The organism is Variovorax glucosi (assembly GCF_051216695.1).
Lineage (GTDB): Bacteria > Pseudomonadota > Gammaproteobacteria > Burkholderiales > Burkholderiaceae_C > Variovorax.
The window spans coordinates 275330-292020 of the sequence record NZ_JBPJZE010000002.1 but is presented as its reverse complement, the minus strand read 5'-3'; the positions used below and the strand labels follow the sequence as shown (position 1 = coordinate 292020).

Here is a 16691-nt window from a genome sequence, read left to right as displayed (position 1 = left end):
CGCCTTATTTCGCCAGCGCGCGCAAGGCCAGCTTGATGCCCTCGCCCACCGTCGCGTCCTTCGGCAGCGCCTTGAGGGCGAGCGCGGCTTCCTTGTCGCTGTAACCCAGCGCGACCAGCGCCTGCAGGATGTCGGCCTGCGCGTCGGTCGCGGCATGGGCCGGCATCGCGATGTCGGCGCCGAGCTTGCCCTTGAGTTCGAGCAGCAGCCGCTCGGCGGTCTTCTTGCCGATGCCGGGAATCTTCACCAGCCGGCCGGCGTCCTGGAGCGTGATCGCCTGCGCCAGTTCGTTGACGCTCAGGCCCGATAGCACTCCGAGCGCCATGCGAGGCCCGACGCCCGAAATCCTGATGAGCTGACGGAAAGCCACACGCTCCTCGGCGGTACCGAAACCGTACAGAATCTGCGCGTCCTCGCGCACCACGAAGTGCGTCAGCAGCGAAATCCGCTCGCCGGCGTGCGGCAGGTTGTAGAAGGTGCTCATCGGTACGTCGACCTCGTAGCCGACACCGTTGCAGTCCACCACCACCTGCGGCGGATTGCGTTCGACCAGCGTGCCGGTCAATTTGCCTATCATGGGTACCCCTTCAAGAGCCGGAATTATCCTTTGATCGTTCGCCACACCTTCAAGCCCCTCAACAACGTGCGCCTCGGCCACCTGTGCGGCCCGCTCGACGCGCACCTGAGGCGCATCGAGGACACGCTGGGCGTGACGATCGCGCATCGCCACGAGCAGTTCAAGGTCGACGGCCCGAAAGCCATCGCCGATCAGGCCATCGAGGTTCTGCAGGCGTTGTACGAGATCGCCGAGCGGCCGATCGACCCGGCCGTGGTGCAGCTCACGCTGGCTAGCGATTCCGGTATGACCGGCGATGGCGAGGCCGGCCCGATGCTGGTCACGCGCCGCGCCGACCTGCGCGCCCGCACGCCGACGCAGGCCGAATACCTCGACAACATCGCGAAGCACGACATCACCTTCGGCATCGGCCCGGCCGGCACCGGCAAGACCTATCTCGCGGTGGCCTGCGCGGTCGATGCGCTGGAGCGCAGCGCGGTGCAGCGCATCGTGCTGACGCGGCCGGCGGTCGAGGCCGGCGAGCGGCTCGGCTTTCTGCCGGGCGATCTCTCGCAGAAAGTCGATCCATACCTGCGCCCGCTCTACGACGCGCTCTACGACCTGATGGGCTACGAGAAAGTGCAGAAGGCCTTCGAGCGCAACGCGCTGGAAATCGCGCCGCTGGCCTTCATGCGCGGCCGCACGCTGAACAACGCCTTCGTGATCCTCGACGAAGCGCAGAACACGACGCCCGAGCAGATGAAGATGTTCCTCACGCGCATCGGCTTCGGCGCCAAGGCGGTGGTGACCGGCGACGTCAGCCAGGTCGACCTGCCGAAGACACAGCTCTCGGGCCTGGTCGACGCCGAACGCGTGCTGAAGCGCGTCAAGGGCATCGCGATCACGCGCTTCACCACGGCCGACGTGGTGCGCCATCCGCTGGTGGCGCGCATCGTCGATGCCTACGACGGCGCGCGCAAACGGACCGGAGCGACCTGAGCATGGCGAAACCGGCTTTGCAGCAATTGGCGCTGTCGCTGCAGTTCGGGCGCTTCGACGATGCCGCGCTGCACCGCGCCGCGTTGCCGCGCCGCAGCGTCTCGCGATGGATTCGTCATGCGCTGGCGGTCGACGGCGAGATCACCGTGCGCATCGTCGGTACCGAAGAAGGCCAGAGCCTGAATCTCGAATTCCGCGGCAAGGACTACGCCACCAACGTGCTGACCTTCGATTACGCACAGGAACCCGTGGTTTCGGCCGATCTGGTGCTCTGCGCGCCGGTCGTCGCGCGCGAGGCAGAAGAACAGGGCAAGTCGCTGGCCGATCACTACGCGCACCTGCTGGTCCACGGCGCGCTGCACGCGCAAGGCTGGGATCATGAAACCGGCGAAGCCGATGCCGAGGAAATGGAAGCCTACGAGATCGAGATCCTGGCGGAACTGGGCATCGCCAACCCTTATTAGGGTGTCGAACCTTCTTCAGGCCATCGATCCGTCAGGCCGTCATGCGAAGCGGAATGGTGACAGGGCCGTCGTTGATCAGGTGCACCTGCATGTCGGCCGCAAAAACGCCGGTTTCGACCATCGGATGCGCAATCCGCGCCCGGCTCACGAAGAAGTCGTAGAGGCGGTGACCATCGTCCGGCGCCGCAGCCTGCTTGAAGCTCGGCCGGTTGCCGCCGCTCGCATCCGCCGCGAGCGTGAACTGACTCACTACCAGCAACGCGCCGCCGACGTCTTGTACGCTGAGGTTCATCTTGCCGGCTTCGTCCGAGAAGATGCGCAGCTTGAGGACCTTGGCCAGCATCCTCTCGGCGACCGCGTCGGTGTCGCCGTGTTCGGCGCACAACAGTATCAGCAACCCGACGCCGATCGCGCCGACGGTATCGCCGGCGATTTCGACGCGCGCCTCCCTGACACGTTGAAGCAACGCGATCACGGATTGGCGTCCATCTGCACGGCGCGTGCTTCCATGTCGAGCGGCAGCAACTGGATGCTGATCCGCAGACCGGGTATCGCATCCATGAGTGCTTTCTCGACCGCGTCCCGCAACCCGGCCGCCCGCTGCAGCGACCAGTCGCCGGGCACATGCATGTGCATGTCGGCAAACCGCCGCTGTGCCGCGCTGCGGGTGACGATGTCGTCGAAGCGCAGATGCTCGCCGTCGGGCCGACCGGCAAAACCGGCCAACGTTTCGTGCAGCGCGGCCAGCGATTCGGCGTCCATCGCCTGGTCCATCAGCCCCTGCGACGAGCGCCAGACCAGATGGACGCCTTCGCGCGCGATATTGATCGCCACGCCGATCGCCAGCAGCGGATCCAGCCACAGCCAGCCGGTGAAATGCACCGCGACGATGCCGACCACGACGGCGACCGACGTCCAGACATCGGTGACCAGATGCCGCGCGTCGGCTTCCAGCGCGATCGAACGATGCGCACTCGCCGCCTTGAACAGCGCATAGGCCAAGCCGGCATTGAAGCCCGAACTCACCACCGACAGCGCCAGCCCCCAGCCGAGCTGCTCGAGCGGTTGCGGCGAAATCAGCCGGAAGGCGGCAGTAACGCCGATGGCGATCGCTGCGCCGAGGATCAGGATGCCTTCGAAGCCCGAGGAAAAATACTCGGCCTTGTGGTGGCCGTACGGATGGTCCTCGTCGGCCGGCCGGGTGGCGATCGTCACCATGGCAAGCGCGAAAGTGGCGCTGGCGAGGTTCACGAACGACTCCATCGCGTCCGAGATCAGGCCCATCGAATTGGTGATGTAGCCTGCCGCGCCCTTGAGCACGATCGTCAGCAGCGCCACGACGATCGATATCCGGAGCAGCGCCTTCGGGCTCGGCAAACGGCTGAAATAACGGCTTGGAAGGAAACTTGCCACGGACGATGCCTCTTTCGCGGCTGTCGGCCGTCAGGTGAGCGTCACGCGCGCGAACTTGCGCTTGCCGACCTGCACGACGTAGATGCCGGCTTCGAGCTTCAGCCCCTTGTCGGAGATCACTGAAGAATCGACGCGCACGCCGCCGCCATCGATCAGCCGGTTGCCTTCGGATGTGGAAGCCGCAAGTCCGGCCTGCTTCAGAAGCTGCGCCATGCCGAGCGGCGCGCCGGTCAGCGACACCTCCGGAATTTCGTCGGGCACGCCGCCCTTGCTCCGGTTGATGAAATCCTGTTCCGCCGCCTCTGCCGCAGCCGCGCTGTGGAAGCGCGCGGTGATTTCCTTGGCCAGCGCGACCTTCGCATCCTTCGGGTTGCGACCGGCCTGGACCTCCGCCTTGAGCGCCGCGATGTCCGCGATCGACCGGAAACTCAGCAGCGTGTACCAGCGCCACATCAGCACGTCACTAATAGATAGCACCTTCGCGAACATCGCGTTCGGCGCCTCGGTCACGCCGATGTAGTTGTTCTTGCTTTTCGACATCTTCTCGACGCCGTCCAGACCCTCGAGCAACGGCATCGTCAGGATGCACTGCGGCTCCTGTCCGTATTCCGCCTGCAGATGGCGACCGACCAGCAGGTTGAACTTCTGGTCTGTTCCGCCGAGTTCCAGATCGGACTTGAGCGCGACCGAGTCGTAGCCCTGCATCAGCGGGTAGAGAAACTCGTGCACCGAGATCGACTGGCCGGCCTTGAAACGCTTGGTGAAGTCGTCGCGCTCCATCATCCGGGCGACCGTGTATTTGGCAGCCAGCTGGATCATGCCGCGCGCGCCGAGCGGATCGCTCCATTCGGAGTTGTAGCGGATCTCGGTTCTTGCCGGGTCCAGCACGAGGCTGGCCTGACGGTAATAGGTCTGGGCGTTGGCCTCGATCTGCTCGCGGGTCAGCGGCGGGCGGGTGCTGTTGCGGCCTGACGGGTCACCGATGGTGGTCGTGAAATCGCCGATCAGGAAGATCACGGTGTGGCCGAGATCCTGAAGCTGACGCATCTTGTTGAGCACCACCGTGTGGCCGATGTGAATGTCCGGCGCGGTCGGATCCAGTCCGAGCTTGATGCGCAGAGGCGTGCCGGTGGCCTCCGAACGCTGCAGCTTGCGTACCCATTCGTCGCGTGGAAGCAACTCATCGGTGCCGCGCAGCGTGATTTCGAGCGAATTTCCTACACTGTCTGAAAGATTTGTGGATGTAACAGGTTCGGCGGTCATTGGGTTTTTCGGCTGTTTTGACTGACGCCGAAGCTATACTCAGCCCGACTTTCTCAAGCGCCGGATTCTAAGCGGCGCTTCCGTCCGCACTGTCCTACCACCTCGCCACGCGAGTTCTTGCATTGCGGATCCGCCGACCAGATACGGGATTTCCAGAGTTGATCAAAGCCATTCTTGCTGCTGAGGAGCTGTTTGCCCTCCGCGTCGCTCACGTTCTGAAGACATATCCGAAGCAGATCGGCACCGTGATCGGTGCGTTCCTGCTTTGCGCAGGCGGCGGCGCCTTCGCCGTGGCCTCGCTCGGCCCGGACGCCTCCGATCTGCCGGTCAAGCAGGTGCTCGAGGCCGTCAAGCCGATCGCTTTCGACGATCAGGTCGAAGCACTCGACACGCACGCCTTCACGCTGTTTCGCACCGAGATCACACGCTCTAGCGACACCATCGAAGCACTGCTCATACGCCTGGGCATCGCCGATCCGGCGGCTGCGTCCTTCCTGCGCGGCAATGCCGATGCTCGCAACGCGTTGCTCAGCCGCCCCGGTCGCATGGTCACGGCAGAGGCCACCCGCGACAACACGCTGCAACGCCTGAGCGCTCGCTGGATTCCCGACGGAAACGGCGCATTCAAACGCCTGGTCGTTTCATGGTCGGGTCGCGCTTTCACGATCCGCACCGAAGAGGAGAAGCTCACTGCTTCCAGCCGGCTCGCCAGCGGCGTGGTCCGCACCACGCTGTTCGAGGCCACCGACAAGGCCGAGATACCCGACGCCGTCGCCAGCCAGCTGGCCGACGTGTTCGCGGGCGACGTCGATTTCCGTGCATTGCGCAAGGGTGACCGTTTCGCCGTGGTCTATGAAACGTTCGAAGCGGAAGGCCAGTCGCTGCGCACCGGCCGCGTGCTTTCCGCGGAATTCGAAAGCAACGGCCAGAAGCATCAGGCCATGTGGTTCCAGGAACCCGGTCAGAAGGGTGGCTACTACCGTCCGAACGGCGAAAGCCTGGTGCGTGCCTACCTGTCGTCGCCGGTCGAGTTCTCGCGCATTTCGAGCGGCTTCTCGATGCGCCTTCATCCGATCCTCAACAGCTGGCGCCAGCACAACGGCACCGATTTCGCAGCACCGACCGGCACCGCCGTACGTTCGGTCGGCGACGGAACAGTCGATTTCGCTGGCCAGCAGAGCGGTTACGGCAACATCGTCATCGTCAACCACCGCAACAACCAGCAGACCGTGTATGCGCACCTGAGCCGCATGGACGTTCGCACCGGCCAGAACGTGACGCAGGGCCAGTTCATCGGCGCCGTCGGTTCCACCGGCTGGGCCACCGGTCCGCATCTGCACTTCGAATTCCGTGTAAACGGCGCCTTCGTCGACCCGCTCACGGCCATCGCGCAGCAGACCGGTGGCGCCGTCCTGAGCGCTGCGTCGCGTCCGGCGTTCGCCCGTCTGGCCATCGCCACGCGCATGGAGCTGTCGGCAGCCTTCTCCGTCGTCCAGGCGAGCGCAGACTGACCGGGCTCTACATCGGCCTCATGTCCGGCACATCGCTCGACGGTGTGGACGGTGTGCTGGTCGATCTGAGTGACAACGCGATCCGCGTTCTCGGCCACGCGGAGGTCGGCTTTCCCCCTGCGCTTCGCACCGAATTCATGGCGCTGAATACGCCCGGAAACGACGAGATCCATCGCGCGGCGCTTGCCGGCAACGGCCTCTCCGGGCTTTATGCGGACGTCGTGCACCGGTTGCTGTCCAGTGCCGCCTTGCCCGCGTCGGCGATAACCGCCATCGGTGCGCATGGGCAAACGGTCCGCCATCGCCCAGGCGCTTTCGACGGCGTCGGGTACACGGTGCAGATCAACAACCCGGCACTGCTGGCGGAATCGACCGGCATCGACGTGATCGCCGACTTTCGCAGCCGCGACGTGGCGGCTGGTGGTCAAGGCGCGCCGCTGGTTCCGGCGTTTCACCTCGCCGTATTCGGTCTACAGGATCGCCCCGTCGCCGTCCTCAACATCGGCGGCATCTCTAACATCAGCCTGCTGCCGGCGACCCGGCACAGCGATGCCGCGACCGTCATCCTGGGTTTCGACTGCGGCCCGGGCAATGCGCTGATGGACCAATGGTGCCGAATCCACACCGGCAAGCCTTTCGATGCGGACGGTCGCTGGGCGGCCAGCGGCACGGTCGAGCCGGCGCTGCTCGCGCGATTTCTGACGGACCCCTATTTCTCGAGTGCGCCACCGAAAAGTACCGGTCGCGATCTTTTCCATTCCGACTGGCTGGAGATGCAGCTTGCCGGAAGAACCATCGCGCCTGTCGACGTGCAAGCCACGCTGACCGAACTCACAGCGGTCGCCTGCGCCAACGACCTGCGTCGCCATGGCGGCGATTGCCGGGAACTCGTCGTGTGCGGCGGCGGCGCCTTCAATACACACCTGATGGCGCGCCTGGCAGCACTGCTTCCAGGCGTCGACGTCGTGTCGTCGGCAGAACGCGGTCTTCCGCCGCAGCAGGTCGAAGCCGCCGCTTTCGCATGGCTCGCAAAGGCGACGGTTCAGCGCCGGCCCGGCAACCTGCCCAGCGTGACTGGCGCGCGCGGCGCCCGCGTGCTGGGCGCCGTATATCCGGCCTAGACGTGCCCGGACACTTCGGGCTGCGGCTGTACCGCCCGATCTTCTGGCGGGAGATGCCAGAAGATCATTGCGGACGCGATCGTGATGACGCCCATCGTCGCGAAGGTCGCCTGGAATGCGTGCAGCGTATCGAGTGCATCGACAGCCGACGTGGAACCGAAGATTCCGGTGTAGCCGCCGAGTACGGAGCTCGCAGCCGCGACGCCCAGGCTCATCGCCAGCATCTGCACCATCGACAACAGACTGTTGCCGCTGCTGGCCATGCTGTTGTCGAGATCGCGCAGCGTCACGGTGTTCATGGCAGTGAACTGCAGGGAATTGACGGCGCCGAAGACCATCAGCTGGACGATGTGCAGAGCCAGCGGCTGACCTGGCGCAGTCAGCCCGAAACTCGCCATCGAGATACCAACGAGCGCGGTGTTGGTCACCAATACTGTCCGATAACCGAATCGAGTGATGAGCGGCGTCGTGAAGCGCTTCATGGCCATGCCGGCGATCGCGATGGGCAGCATCATCAGACCGGCGTGCAGCGGCGAATAACCCATCGACACCTGAAGTAGCAGCGGTACCAGGAAAGGCATGCAGCTGCTGCCCAGGCGCGAGAACAGGTTGCCGATCAGCCCGATGCTGAGCGTCGGCACCTTGAACAGCGTCGGTGAAAACAACGGATCGGGCTTCCGGCCCGCACGCAGCCAATAGGCGGCCAGGCTGGCGAAGCCGAAGACGAGCAGCACGAAAACGCTGACCTGCCGAAGGCCCATCTCCGCCACGCCGTCCAGCGCGAGCGATACCGCGACCATGCCGACCGCCAGCAACGCATAACCGCCCGCGTCGAATGGCATTCGCACGGCGCCGCGCAGGTCGGGCATGAAACGCAGCGTTGCAATGCAGCCGACGAGTCCGACAGGTACGTTGATCAGAAAGATCCAGTGCCATGACGCGTACTGCACCAGCCAGCCGCCCAGTGTCGGACCGAGCAACGGACCGATCAGCCCCGGAATCGCGACAAAACTCATCGCCTGCAGGAATTCGCTGCGCGGCACGGTGCGCAGCAAAGCAAGTCGCCCCACTGGCAGAAGTAACGCACCGCCCAACCCCTGTACGACACGCGCAGCGACCAGTTGTCCCAATCCTTGCGAAACCGCGCAGGCTATCGAGCCGGCAACGAACAGCACGATGGCCGAGAAGAAGATTCGGCGCGTACCGAATCGATCCGCGATCCAGCCCGATGCCGGAATAAGCATCGCCATCGTGAGCGAGTAGGCGACCACGACGGACTGCATGCGCAGCGGACTCTCGCCCAAGCTGGCCGCCATCGCCGGCAACGCGGTGTTGATGATGGTTGCGTCCAGCGTCTGCATGAAGAAGCCGATGGCGACCAGCCAGAGCAGACTTTTCCGAAACGAAATCTCAGGTGTCATGAACGAAAAAACCGCCCGAAGGCGGTTTGATTTTTCCTACGCAGGCGTGGATCAGGCCGAGAAGCTGGAGCCGCAGCCGCACGTGCTGGTGGCGTTCGGGTTCTTGATCACGAACTGGGCGCCTTGCAGATCTTCCTTGTAGTCGATCTCCGCGCCGACCAGATACTGGTAGCTCATGGCATCGATCAGCAACGACACGCCATTCTTGGTCATGGTCGTGTCGTCTTCGTTTGTGATCTCGTCGAAGGTGAAACCATATTGGAAACCGGAGCAACCGCCGCCCTGCACGAACACGCGCAACTTCAGGTCGTTGTTGCCTTCCTCGGCGATCAGGTCGGCCACCTTGGCTGCCGCGCTGTCGGTGAACAGAATCGGCTCGGGCATCATGGTGGGGACGTTTTCGGCAACAGCGCTCATAGGTAACTCCAGTGAATCTTTTCGGCGTCGTTCAAAACGACGCAAGGAAGGATGCTATCGCAATCGACATCTGCAACCTGGAACGACCCGATTAGACGTGACTGCAAGTGCGGACTCTTCATAAACACAAAAACCGCCCGAAGGCGGTTCTTTGATAGCAGGCCAGCTATTAACGCTTCGAGAACTGCTTGCGGCGACGTGCCGAATGCAGACCGACCTTCTTACGCTCGACTTCACGCGCATCGCGCGTCACGAAGCCAGCCTGGCTCAGAGCCGGCTTGAGCGATGCGTCGTAGTCGATCAGTGCACGGGTGATGCCGTGACGCGCCGCGCCGGCCTGACCCGATTCACCGCCACCAGCGACGTTGATCATGATGTCGAAGGTTTCGACATTGTTCGTGAGGAACAGCGGCTGTTTCGCGATCATGATGGAAGTTTCCCGGCCGAAATAAGCCTGGATGTCCTTGCCATTGATCGTGATCTTGCCAGTGCCCTTCTTCAGGAAAACACGTGCGACGCTGGATTTGCGACGGCCGGTTCCATTGTTCCATTCACCAATCATCTCAAGGCTCCTTACAGTTCCAGCGCTTTGGGCTGTTGGGCGGTATGCGGGTGCTCTGCGCCACCGTAGACCTTGAGTTTCTTGATCATCGCGTAACCGAGCGGGCCCTTGGGCAGCATGCCCTTGACGGCCTTTTCCAGGGCACGGCCTGGATGCTTGGCTTGCATGTCGCGGAAGTTCGTCGCCGAGATACCACCTGGGTAGCCCGAATGACGGTAGTAGATCTTGTCGATCGGCTTGGCGCCGGTCACACGCAACTGAGCTGCGTTGATGATGACGATGAAGTCACCGGTGTCGACGTGAGGCGTGTAAATGGCCTTGTGTTTGCCGCGCAAACGGAGAGCAACTTCGCTGGCTACTCGTCCGAGGACCTTGTCGGTCGCGTCAATCACAAACCACTCGTGCGTCACGTCAGCGGGCTTTGCGCTGAACGTTTTGGTCATGAGTTTTCTCTTTGGGGAGGGTTTGTCGAGCCCTTTTCCACGGTCGGCGTTCCTCTGGCGGGAATCTCTTAGGTGGGATTTGAACTTCGCCGCGGGGCTGCAAAAGCGCTGCGAAGCCTTCGATTGTATGACGGATCGACGAAACCGGGAAATCAGAAGCGGTGGCGCATGCCCAGGGCGTAGCTGGCGCCGCTGGAGCGATTGGTCACGCGGTCCTGCATGGCCATGGCGTACAGGTCGGTGCGCTTCGACAGGTAGTAGTCGTAGCCGATGGTGCCTGTGGTGCGTGTGCCGTCGAAGGTACCGGTGACCCGGGTCCGGGCGATGCCGCCGAGAACGGCGCCGGTGCCTAGCGGAATCTTGACGCCGACGGAGGTCGTGTTGGCGTCGTAGTCGGCGACATCGGTCTTGGCGCCGCCGTAGGTCAGGAAGAACTTGACCAGGGTGAAATCGTAGGCGCCGCCGAGCATCCAGGTCTTCTTGGTTTCCGGCAGGGCAACGCCGCCGATCGTGGTGGTCAGAAGACCGGGAGCGACCGGATTGCTGATCTGGTCGCGCTCGTAGTAGCCGACAGCGCTCCACGGGCCGTCGATGTAGATGAAATTGATGCCGACGTTCTTCTTGTTGTCGTTGTTCGTGGCCGACGACTGTTCGCCGAACTGGTATTGCGCCGTGAAGGTCAGGCCACCGAAACGCGGGGTCGTGTAGGCCAGGCCGTTGCTCCAGCCGGTGTCCGAAGGCGTGGTGCCATAAGCCCAGGCCGCCGTGTTGACGTTTCCGTGCAGCACGAGCGGAGAGAACGTGAACGAGTCGCCGAACGGATTGATCAGGATGGTCGGCACGAAATTCGGCGCGGTACCGCGGCCGATTCGCACGGAACCGAAGCTGCCCGCGAGCGACACGTTGGCATCGCGCGCGAAGTACGGATCGCCATTGAAGCGCCCGTAGATGCCGGTGTCTGCGCGCAGGAACGAATTCAACAGGAACGAAGCCTTCAACCCACCGCCGAGATCTTCCGTCCCCTGGACACCCCACCATGACGTCGTCAGGCCACCACTGCCGACCACCGTGTTGCGACCGGAATCGCCGGCCATTCGCATCGAACCTACATAAGCATCCACCAGACCGGACAGGGTCACGCTGGATTGCGCCTGGGCTGGCATCGCGATGCCGGAGATGAGCGCGCTGGCAGCGAGGGCGATCAGATGATTTTTCATGGGTGTTTCGAGGTCAGTGACGAGAGTTGACAAGAGTTGGGCGCTGCACGAAACATGCGCGTCCAAGTGTAAGCAATAGCCATACCAGTCGACGGCACATTCGCTTACAAGCGTCGTTCGACCGTTGTTCGGCGGACACGCAGTTACCATCGACCCATGTTCAGTTACCGCCACGCATTCCATGCCGGCAACCATGCCGACGTGCTAAAGCACACGGTCTTGATTGCCACGATCGACCATCTGCTCGAAAAAGATGCGCCGCTTACTGTCGTCGACACCCATGCCGGTGCAGGCCTTTACCGGCTCGATGGCGACTATGCCGACACCAGCGGCGAAGCTGCACAGGGCTTCCTGCGCCTGCTAGCCGAGCTGAAGAAGCCTGCCGAAGAATCTGCACCGCTTGCCGATGCACTGGTGCGTTATCTCGAGGTCGTCGGCGATTTCAACCCCAAGGGTGGCGCCAAGGTCTACCCGGGATCGCCGTTCATCGTTCAGCACCTGCTGCGCGACCAGGACAAACTGAAGCTGTTCGAGCTGCATCCGACCGACTCGCGCACCTTGTCCGCCAATATCGCGCAGTTGGAGGCAGGCCGGAAAATCGCCGTGCTTCTCGAAGACGGCTTCGGCAGCGCGACCAAGTTCCTGCCGCCGCCGTCGCGCCGGGCGCTGGTGCTGTGCGATCCGAGCTATGAGGTGAAAAGCGACTACGCACGCGTGCTCGACTTCGCGGCGGAATCGTTGAAGCGATTCGCGACCGGCACCTACGCCGTCTGGTATCCGATCATTCCGCGGCCCGAGGCCCACGATCTGCCCCGCCGCCTGAAGACGATGGCCACCAAGGCCGGCAAGTCATGGCTGCATGCGACGCTGACGGTCAAGTCGAGCAAGATCGTCACCGATCCGACCGGCGAAACGCGCCGCCCCGGCCTTCCGGCGAGCGGCATGTTCCTGATCAATCCGCCGCATACGCTCAAAGCCAAGCTGGCAACGGCGTTGCCGCAGCTGGTCACGCATCTGGCGCAGGACCGCAACGCGACCTTCTCGCTCGACGCGGGCGGCTGAAGCACGCGGCGGCTTCGGTTGCGCGAGCAGCGCTCAGCGCACTCGTGGCATTTGCGGCACTTGCGTCACTTGCGTCGCCTATGGCGCCTGAACCTGCACCTGGATCGACGCGAACCAGGCCGAAAGATCGTCGATGTCGGCGTCCTTCAACGGCTTCGCCATCATCGACATCACCTCGTGCTTGCGTGTGCCGCTGCGGTAGGCCTTGAGCTGCTCCGCCAAATACATGGCGGGTTGCCCGGCAAGGTTGGGGGCGTCGGGCATCGTGGATTTTCCCATTGGACCGTGGCAGGCGGCGCATGCCGCTGCCTTGGTCTTGCCTGCGGCGGCGCTGGCGGCCATCGCCGCCGGTGCAGCGGCGGCAGCCGCCAAAGCACCTATGCAAATGACAGCGCGAAAGTTCATGGTGCCTGATAGGTAATGCGGTACACAGCGCCCGCATAGTCGTCGGACACGAACAGCGAACCGTCCTTGCCGACCGCCACGTCCACCGGCCGGCCGCGGTAGGTGCCGGTGGAATCGTCCAGCCAGCCCTCGGCGAAGACCTCGTTCTTGTCGGCCGTGCCGTCGGCTTTCAGAGATGTGTACAGCAGCCGCGCACCGACCGGCTTGGTCCGGTTCCAGGAGCCGTGCTGTGCCGAGAAGAAGCCGCCCTGGTACTTGGCCGGGAACTGCTTGCCCGAGTAGAAAGCCATCCCGAGATCGGCCGCGTGCGCCACGGTCGTGACTTGCGGGTCCACGGCGCCGGCGGGAATGGGATCCTTGTCGTAGCCGTTTTCGGTGATGCGCGTCTTGGAGACGATGTACGGGTAGCCGAAGAACTGACCCGGCTTGGTGGCACGGTTGATTTCGCCCAGCGGAATGTCGTCACCCATGCCGTCGGTCTGGTTGTCGGTGAACCAGAGGCTGCCGTCCTTCGGGTTGAAGTCCATGCCGACCGAATTGCGGATGCCCGTGGCGAAGACCTCGCGACCGCTGCCGTCCTGGTTCATGCGCACGATACCGCCCATGCCGGTCTTGGTGTAGAGCGCAAGCTTCTCGCGAGGCTGGACGTTGAACGGCTGGCCCAGCGAGATGTAGAGCTTGTTGTCGGGGCCGACGCGGCAGACGCGACCGCTGTGATTGAACGACTCTTCCTCCGGCGGGATCAGCTGACCCTGCGAAACGACTTCGCTGACGGCCACGTCGGGGGTGTCGTAGAAGAACTCTGCGCCCGGGAACGAATAGACGTGATTGCTTTCGACGACGATCAGGAAGCCGTCCTTGGTCCAGCAAACTGCGTTGGGATTTCGAAAGTTCAGCGACGGGGCGAACTGCTTGACCTCGGTGGCGGTGTCGCCGCCGTTGCGGTTGGTCACGGCCCAGACATTGGTCTTGCGGGTGCCGACGAACATCATGTTGGCGGCCGGCGCCACTGCGAGGGATCGGGCGTCCGGCACCACGGCGTACAGATCGATCTTGAAGCCCGGCGGCAGCTTGATTGCCTTCAGATTGGCGCGAAGCTGGTCTGCATTCTTGCCGGTCTGCGCGACGGTGGGGATGTTGGGGTCGGTGCCCGACACCTTCATCTGCTTGAGCTTGTCGATGTTCTGCGCCGAGGCGGGCAGAGAAACTGCCGCTATGGCCGCAAGGGCAACAGCGGCCAGGGCGAAACGCGCGGAATAGCGCACGGTTACGGGCATTTTTTGTCTCCTGTTATTGAATTCCCACTTGACTGTGCGATGCGATGCAGCTGCCTTCGATTAGGACTTGCCCTAGGTGCACGCATTTCGCTCATGCGACTCGAATCGAAAATCGACGCAGGCGGCGGTCAACGCCGGCGAGGCACCACTGGCAAACGACGCGAAACCGGCACTTGCGGCGCTGTCACCACGTCGTCGCCGCTTGCCGATTGCGCTGCCAGTGCGGCGAGGTCGACTGTCGCGCCGGCGCAACTTGTTTTGCGGTTTTCGATCACGGTGATGGCCACCTGCTTGATGCCCAGGCCGACCATGTCGATGGCTTCGGCCGCCGCGCGACTCAGGTCGATGATTCGACCGGGTCCGAACGGACCACGATCGTTGACGCGCACCGGCACTTCGCGCCCGTTGGTCAGGCTGCGCACGCATACGACGGTGCCGAAAGGCAGCGTTCGATGGGCGGCAGTGAAGGCGGACATGTCGAAACGTTCGCCGTTGGCGGTGCGGCGCTGATGGAACTGGATGCCGTACCACGACGCGCCGCCGCGCTGAAAGATCTCGCGCGGCGCGATTTCGTCGCCGGGCAGGCCGTCGTCGGGCGGCAGGTCCGATCCGGAAGACGACAACTCGTAGTTCACCCGCGCAACCGTCGATCGTGGCTGCGCACCTGCCGGCACGGCCATCTCACGCACCAGGGGCCGCAATCCGATGCCCGACGATGCGCCCTGCCCCGCCTGATTTGCCTCCGGCTCTGCGGAGGTGACACCTGACGGCGGCGCGGTGCAGGCAGCGAGCACACCGAACACCACGATCGACAGAGTGGTCCTGACCGCGCCAACCAGCCCGGCGCAGCATTTGCCGCACCAGGGCGGCAGACTCATGGTCTCCAGCCGATGCGGTCCAGCACGGCCAGCGGCGCTGCGGCCTGGTTCATCGTGTAGAAATGCAGCGCCGGGGCGCCGCCGTCTCGAAGGCTTTCGCAAAGCCCCGCCACCACATCGAGCCCGAACGCGCGGATCGATTCCACATCGTCGCCGTAGCCTTGGAGCCGCAGCCTGATCCAGCGAGGAATCTCCGCACCGCAGGCGTCCGAAAAGCGCAGCAGTTGCGTCGAACTGGTGATCGGCATCACACCCGGCACGATCGGTGCGTCGACGCCAAGCTTTTTCGCGTCGTCGACGAAGCGGAAGTACGCCTCCGCGCTGAAGAAATACTGCGTGATCGCCGAATCGGCACCGGCCTTCATCTTTATGGCGAAGGCCTGCAGATCGGCTTCGGGCGAGCGCGCCTGCGGATGGATTTCCGGATAGCAGGCGACCTCGACGTGGAAATCCCGGCCTGTTTCCTCGCGGATGAAAGTCACCAGATCGCTTGCGTACTGGAATTCGCCGCCGATGCCGTAGCCGCTCGGCAGATCACCGCGGAGTGCGACAAGACGGCGCACGCCCATCGCCTTGAGCTCTGCAAGCTGCGCGCGCACGGTGGCGCGGGTGGCGCCGATGCAGGAGAAGTGGCTGGCGGCATCCATGTCTTCGGACAGGATTTCACGTACCGCGTCGAAAGTGCCCTGGTGCGTCGAACCGCCGGCGCCGTAGGTCACCGAGCAGAACTCCGGCTTCAGCGCATAGAGCTGCTGGCGCACGGCGCGCAGCTTGACCGCGCCTTCGGCCGTCTTTGTGGGGAAGAACTCAAAGCTGAGCGGAAGGCGCATGTGCGTCTCCTGAATGGCCGCTGCTGCCTCCCTCGTGGATGGCATGCACGGCATGAATGAAGAATTCGCGGTTGCCGTCGCCGCCGGCGATCGGACTGTCGAGCCAGTGCGCCACGCGAAGATCCAGCGCCGCGCAGGTTTCGCGCAACCGCGCCTCGACGATGTCGTACATCGCGGGATCGCGCACGATGCCGCCCTTGCCGACCTGACCCGGCTGCAGTTCGAACTGCGGCTTGACCAGCATCAGCATGTCGCCGCCCGGCGCGAGAAACGGAACCAACGCCGGCAAAACCAGCGTCAGCGAGATGAAGGAGAGATCGGCGACCACGAGATCGAAATCCGCGCGCTCGGCGCTTTCGTCCTGGTTGCCGCCTTCGTCGTCTTCGTCGTCCGATCCGAACAGGTCGTCGGCGCTCAGTGCACGCGCATTGACCTGCTCGATCGCCGTCACGCGCACATCGTCGCGGATGCGTGCGTGCAGCTGGCCGTGGCCGACATCGACGCCGACCACATGCGCAGCTTCGTGTTGAAGCAGGCAGTCGGTGAATCCGCCGGTCGACTGGCCGACGTCCAGGCAATGCTTGCCGGCAACCGCGATGCCTGTGGCCGCCAGCGCGCCCTCGAGCTTCAGGCCGCCACGCGAGACATAGCGCGACTCCGCCGCATCATCGAGTTCGAGCTCGGCCGATTCGGGGATGTCGTCGCGGTTCTTGACGACGCTGCGCCAGGCATCGACGCTGCCCGCATCGCGCCAGCGCAGTCCACCCGAAATCAGCCGGACGGCCTGCGAACGCGAAGCGGCCATGCCGCGTTCCACCAGCAATTGATCAGCGCGCATGAATACCTTGCGCG

General features: G+C 63.8%; 19 protein-coding genes. 5 read left to right on the top strand and 14 right to left on the bottom strand.

Going from position 1 to position 16691, the window contains the following annotated elements; genetic code table 11:
• Positions 1-4: 4 nt before the first annotated feature.
• Entirely contained in the window at positions 5-577 is a 573-nt protein-coding gene (gene ruvA, locus ACSFA3_RS09750) for a Holliday junction branch migration protein RuvA (protein WP_435505247.1), read from the bottom strand.
• Between the two features lie 30 nt (positions 578-607).
• Here ruvA and ACSFA3_RS09745 point away from each other — a divergent pair, with 30 nt between their 5' ends.
• Together ACSFA3_RS09745 and ybeY are read left to right on the top strand one after the other, a co-directional pair.
• Complete coding sequence (locus ACSFA3_RS09745; protein WP_435505246.1) at positions 608-1555, top strand: PhoH family protein; 948 nt, start codon at positions 608-610, stop codon at positions 1553-1555.
• Positions 1556-1557: 2 nt separating this feature from the next.
• Positions 1558-2019, top strand: a complete 462-nt coding sequence (gene ybeY / locus ACSFA3_RS09740) for an rRNA maturation RNase YbeY (protein ID WP_435505245.1) — start codon at positions 1558-1560, stop codon at positions 2017-2019.
• Between the two features lie 31 nt (positions 2020-2050).
• On the opposite strand, the gene dtd is transcribed toward ybeY, so the two are convergent.
• Genes dtd through tyrS form a run of 3 tightly spaced genes read right to left on the bottom strand, consistent with a single transcriptional unit; the run spans position 2051 to position 4695 of the window.
• Positions 2051-2494, bottom strand: a complete 444-nt coding sequence (dtd, locus tag ACSFA3_RS09735) for a D-aminoacyl-tRNA deacylase (protein ID WP_435505244.1) — start codon at positions 2492-2494, stop codon at positions 2051-2053.
• A complete protein-coding gene (locus ACSFA3_RS09730) occupies positions 2491-3432 on the bottom strand; it encodes a cation diffusion facilitator family transporter (protein WP_435505243.1) in 942 nt (313 codons plus the stop codon). Before ACSFA3_RS09730 ends, dtd begins: the two co-directional genes overlap by 4 nt.
• A gap of 30 nt (positions 3433-3462) precedes the next feature.
• Entirely contained in the window at positions 3463-4695 is a 1233-nt protein-coding gene (gene tyrS / locus ACSFA3_RS09725) for a tyrosine--tRNA ligase (RefSeq protein ID WP_435505242.1), read from the bottom strand.
• Positions 4696-4853: 158 nt separating this feature from the next.
• On the opposite strand from tyrS, the gene ACSFA3_RS09720 reads away from it, so the two are divergent.
• Both ACSFA3_RS09720 and ACSFA3_RS09715 read left to right on the top strand, forming a co-directional pair.
• Entirely contained in the window at positions 4854-6206 is a 1353-nt protein-coding gene (locus ACSFA3_RS09720; RefSeq protein WP_435505241.1) for a M23 family metallopeptidase, read from the top strand.
• A complete protein-coding gene (locus tag ACSFA3_RS09715) occupies positions 6203-7327 on the top strand; it encodes an anhydro-N-acetylmuramic acid kinase (RefSeq protein ID WP_435506191.1) in 1125 nt (374 codons plus the stop codon). Before ACSFA3_RS09720 ends, ACSFA3_RS09715 begins: the two co-directional genes overlap by 4 nt.
• On the opposite strand, the gene mdtD is transcribed toward ACSFA3_RS09715, so the two are convergent.
• From mdtD to ACSFA3_RS09690, 5 genes are all read right to left on the bottom strand, one after another.
• Positions 7324-8748, bottom strand: a complete 1425-nt coding sequence (gene mdtD / locus ACSFA3_RS09710) for a multidrug transporter subunit MdtD (RefSeq protein WP_435505240.1) — start codon at positions 8746-8748, stop codon at positions 7324-7326. The genes ACSFA3_RS09715 and mdtD overlap by 4 nt on opposite strands.
• Positions 8749-8799: 51 nt before the next feature.
• A complete protein-coding gene (erpA, locus tag ACSFA3_RS09705) occupies positions 8800-9165 on the bottom strand; it encodes an iron-sulfur cluster insertion protein ErpA (RefSeq protein ID WP_435505239.1) in 366 nt (121 codons plus the stop codon).
• Between the two features lie 169 nt (positions 9166-9334).
• A complete protein-coding gene (gene rpsI / locus ACSFA3_RS09700; RefSeq protein ID WP_435505238.1) occupies positions 9335-9727 on the bottom strand; it encodes a 30S ribosomal protein S9 in 393 nt (130 codons plus the stop codon).
• A gap of 11 nt (positions 9728-9738) precedes the next feature.
• Positions 9739-10170, bottom strand: coding sequence for a 50S ribosomal protein L13 (gene rplM, locus ACSFA3_RS09695; protein ID WP_435505237.1), 432 nt, complete (start codon positions 10168-10170; stop codon positions 9739-9741).
• Positions 10171-10322: 152 nt separating this feature from the next.
• A complete protein-coding gene (locus tag ACSFA3_RS09690) occupies positions 10323-11387 on the bottom strand; it encodes a porin (RefSeq protein WP_435505236.1) in 1065 nt (354 codons plus the stop codon).
• A gap of 156 nt (positions 11388-11543) precedes the next feature.
• Between ACSFA3_RS09690 and ACSFA3_RS09685 the strand changes: the two genes are divergently transcribed.
• Complete coding sequence (locus ACSFA3_RS09685; protein ID WP_435505235.1) at positions 11544-12449, top strand: 23S rRNA (adenine(2030)-N(6))-methyltransferase RlmJ; 906 nt, start codon at positions 11544-11546, stop codon at positions 12447-12449.
• A gap of 78 nt (positions 12450-12527) precedes the next feature.
• Here the strand turns inward: ACSFA3_RS09685 and ACSFA3_RS09680 are convergent, their stop codons facing one another.
• The 5 genes from ACSFA3_RS09680 to ACSFA3_RS09660 all read right to left on the bottom strand — a co-directional run bounded on the left by ACSFA3_RS09680 (position 12528) and on the right by ACSFA3_RS09660 (position 16677).
• The gene (locus tag ACSFA3_RS09680; RefSeq protein WP_435505234.1) at positions 12528-12854 is read right to left on the bottom strand and encodes a c-type cytochrome; all 327 of its coding nucleotides are present in this window, start codon (positions 12852-12854) and stop codon (positions 12528-12530) included.
• Positions 12851-14131, bottom strand: a complete 1281-nt coding sequence (locus tag ACSFA3_RS09675; protein WP_435505233.1) for a PQQ-dependent sugar dehydrogenase — start codon at positions 14129-14131, stop codon at positions 12851-12853. Before ACSFA3_RS09675 ends, ACSFA3_RS09680 begins: the two co-directional genes overlap by 4 nt.
• Before the next feature lie 128 nt (positions 14132-14259).
• A complete protein-coding gene (locus ACSFA3_RS09670) occupies positions 14260-15009 on the bottom strand; it encodes a septal ring lytic transglycosylase RlpA family protein (RefSeq protein WP_435505232.1) in 750 nt (249 codons plus the stop codon).
• Positions 15006-15839: a methylenetetrahydrofolate reductase [NAD(P)H] gene (gene metF, locus ACSFA3_RS09665; protein WP_435505231.1), complete on the bottom strand. Its 834-nt coding sequence runs from the start codon at positions 15837-15839 to the stop codon at positions 15006-15008. Before metF ends, ACSFA3_RS09670 begins: the two co-directional genes overlap by 4 nt.
• Positions 15817-16677 carry a TlyA family RNA methyltransferase gene (locus tag ACSFA3_RS09660; RefSeq protein WP_435505230.1) on the bottom strand — a complete coding sequence of 287 codons (861 nt, stop codon included), beginning with the start codon at positions 16675-16677 and terminating at the stop codon, positions 15817-15819. Before ACSFA3_RS09660 ends, metF begins: the two co-directional genes overlap by 23 nt.
• Between the last annotated feature and the right edge of the window lie 14 nt (positions 16678-16691).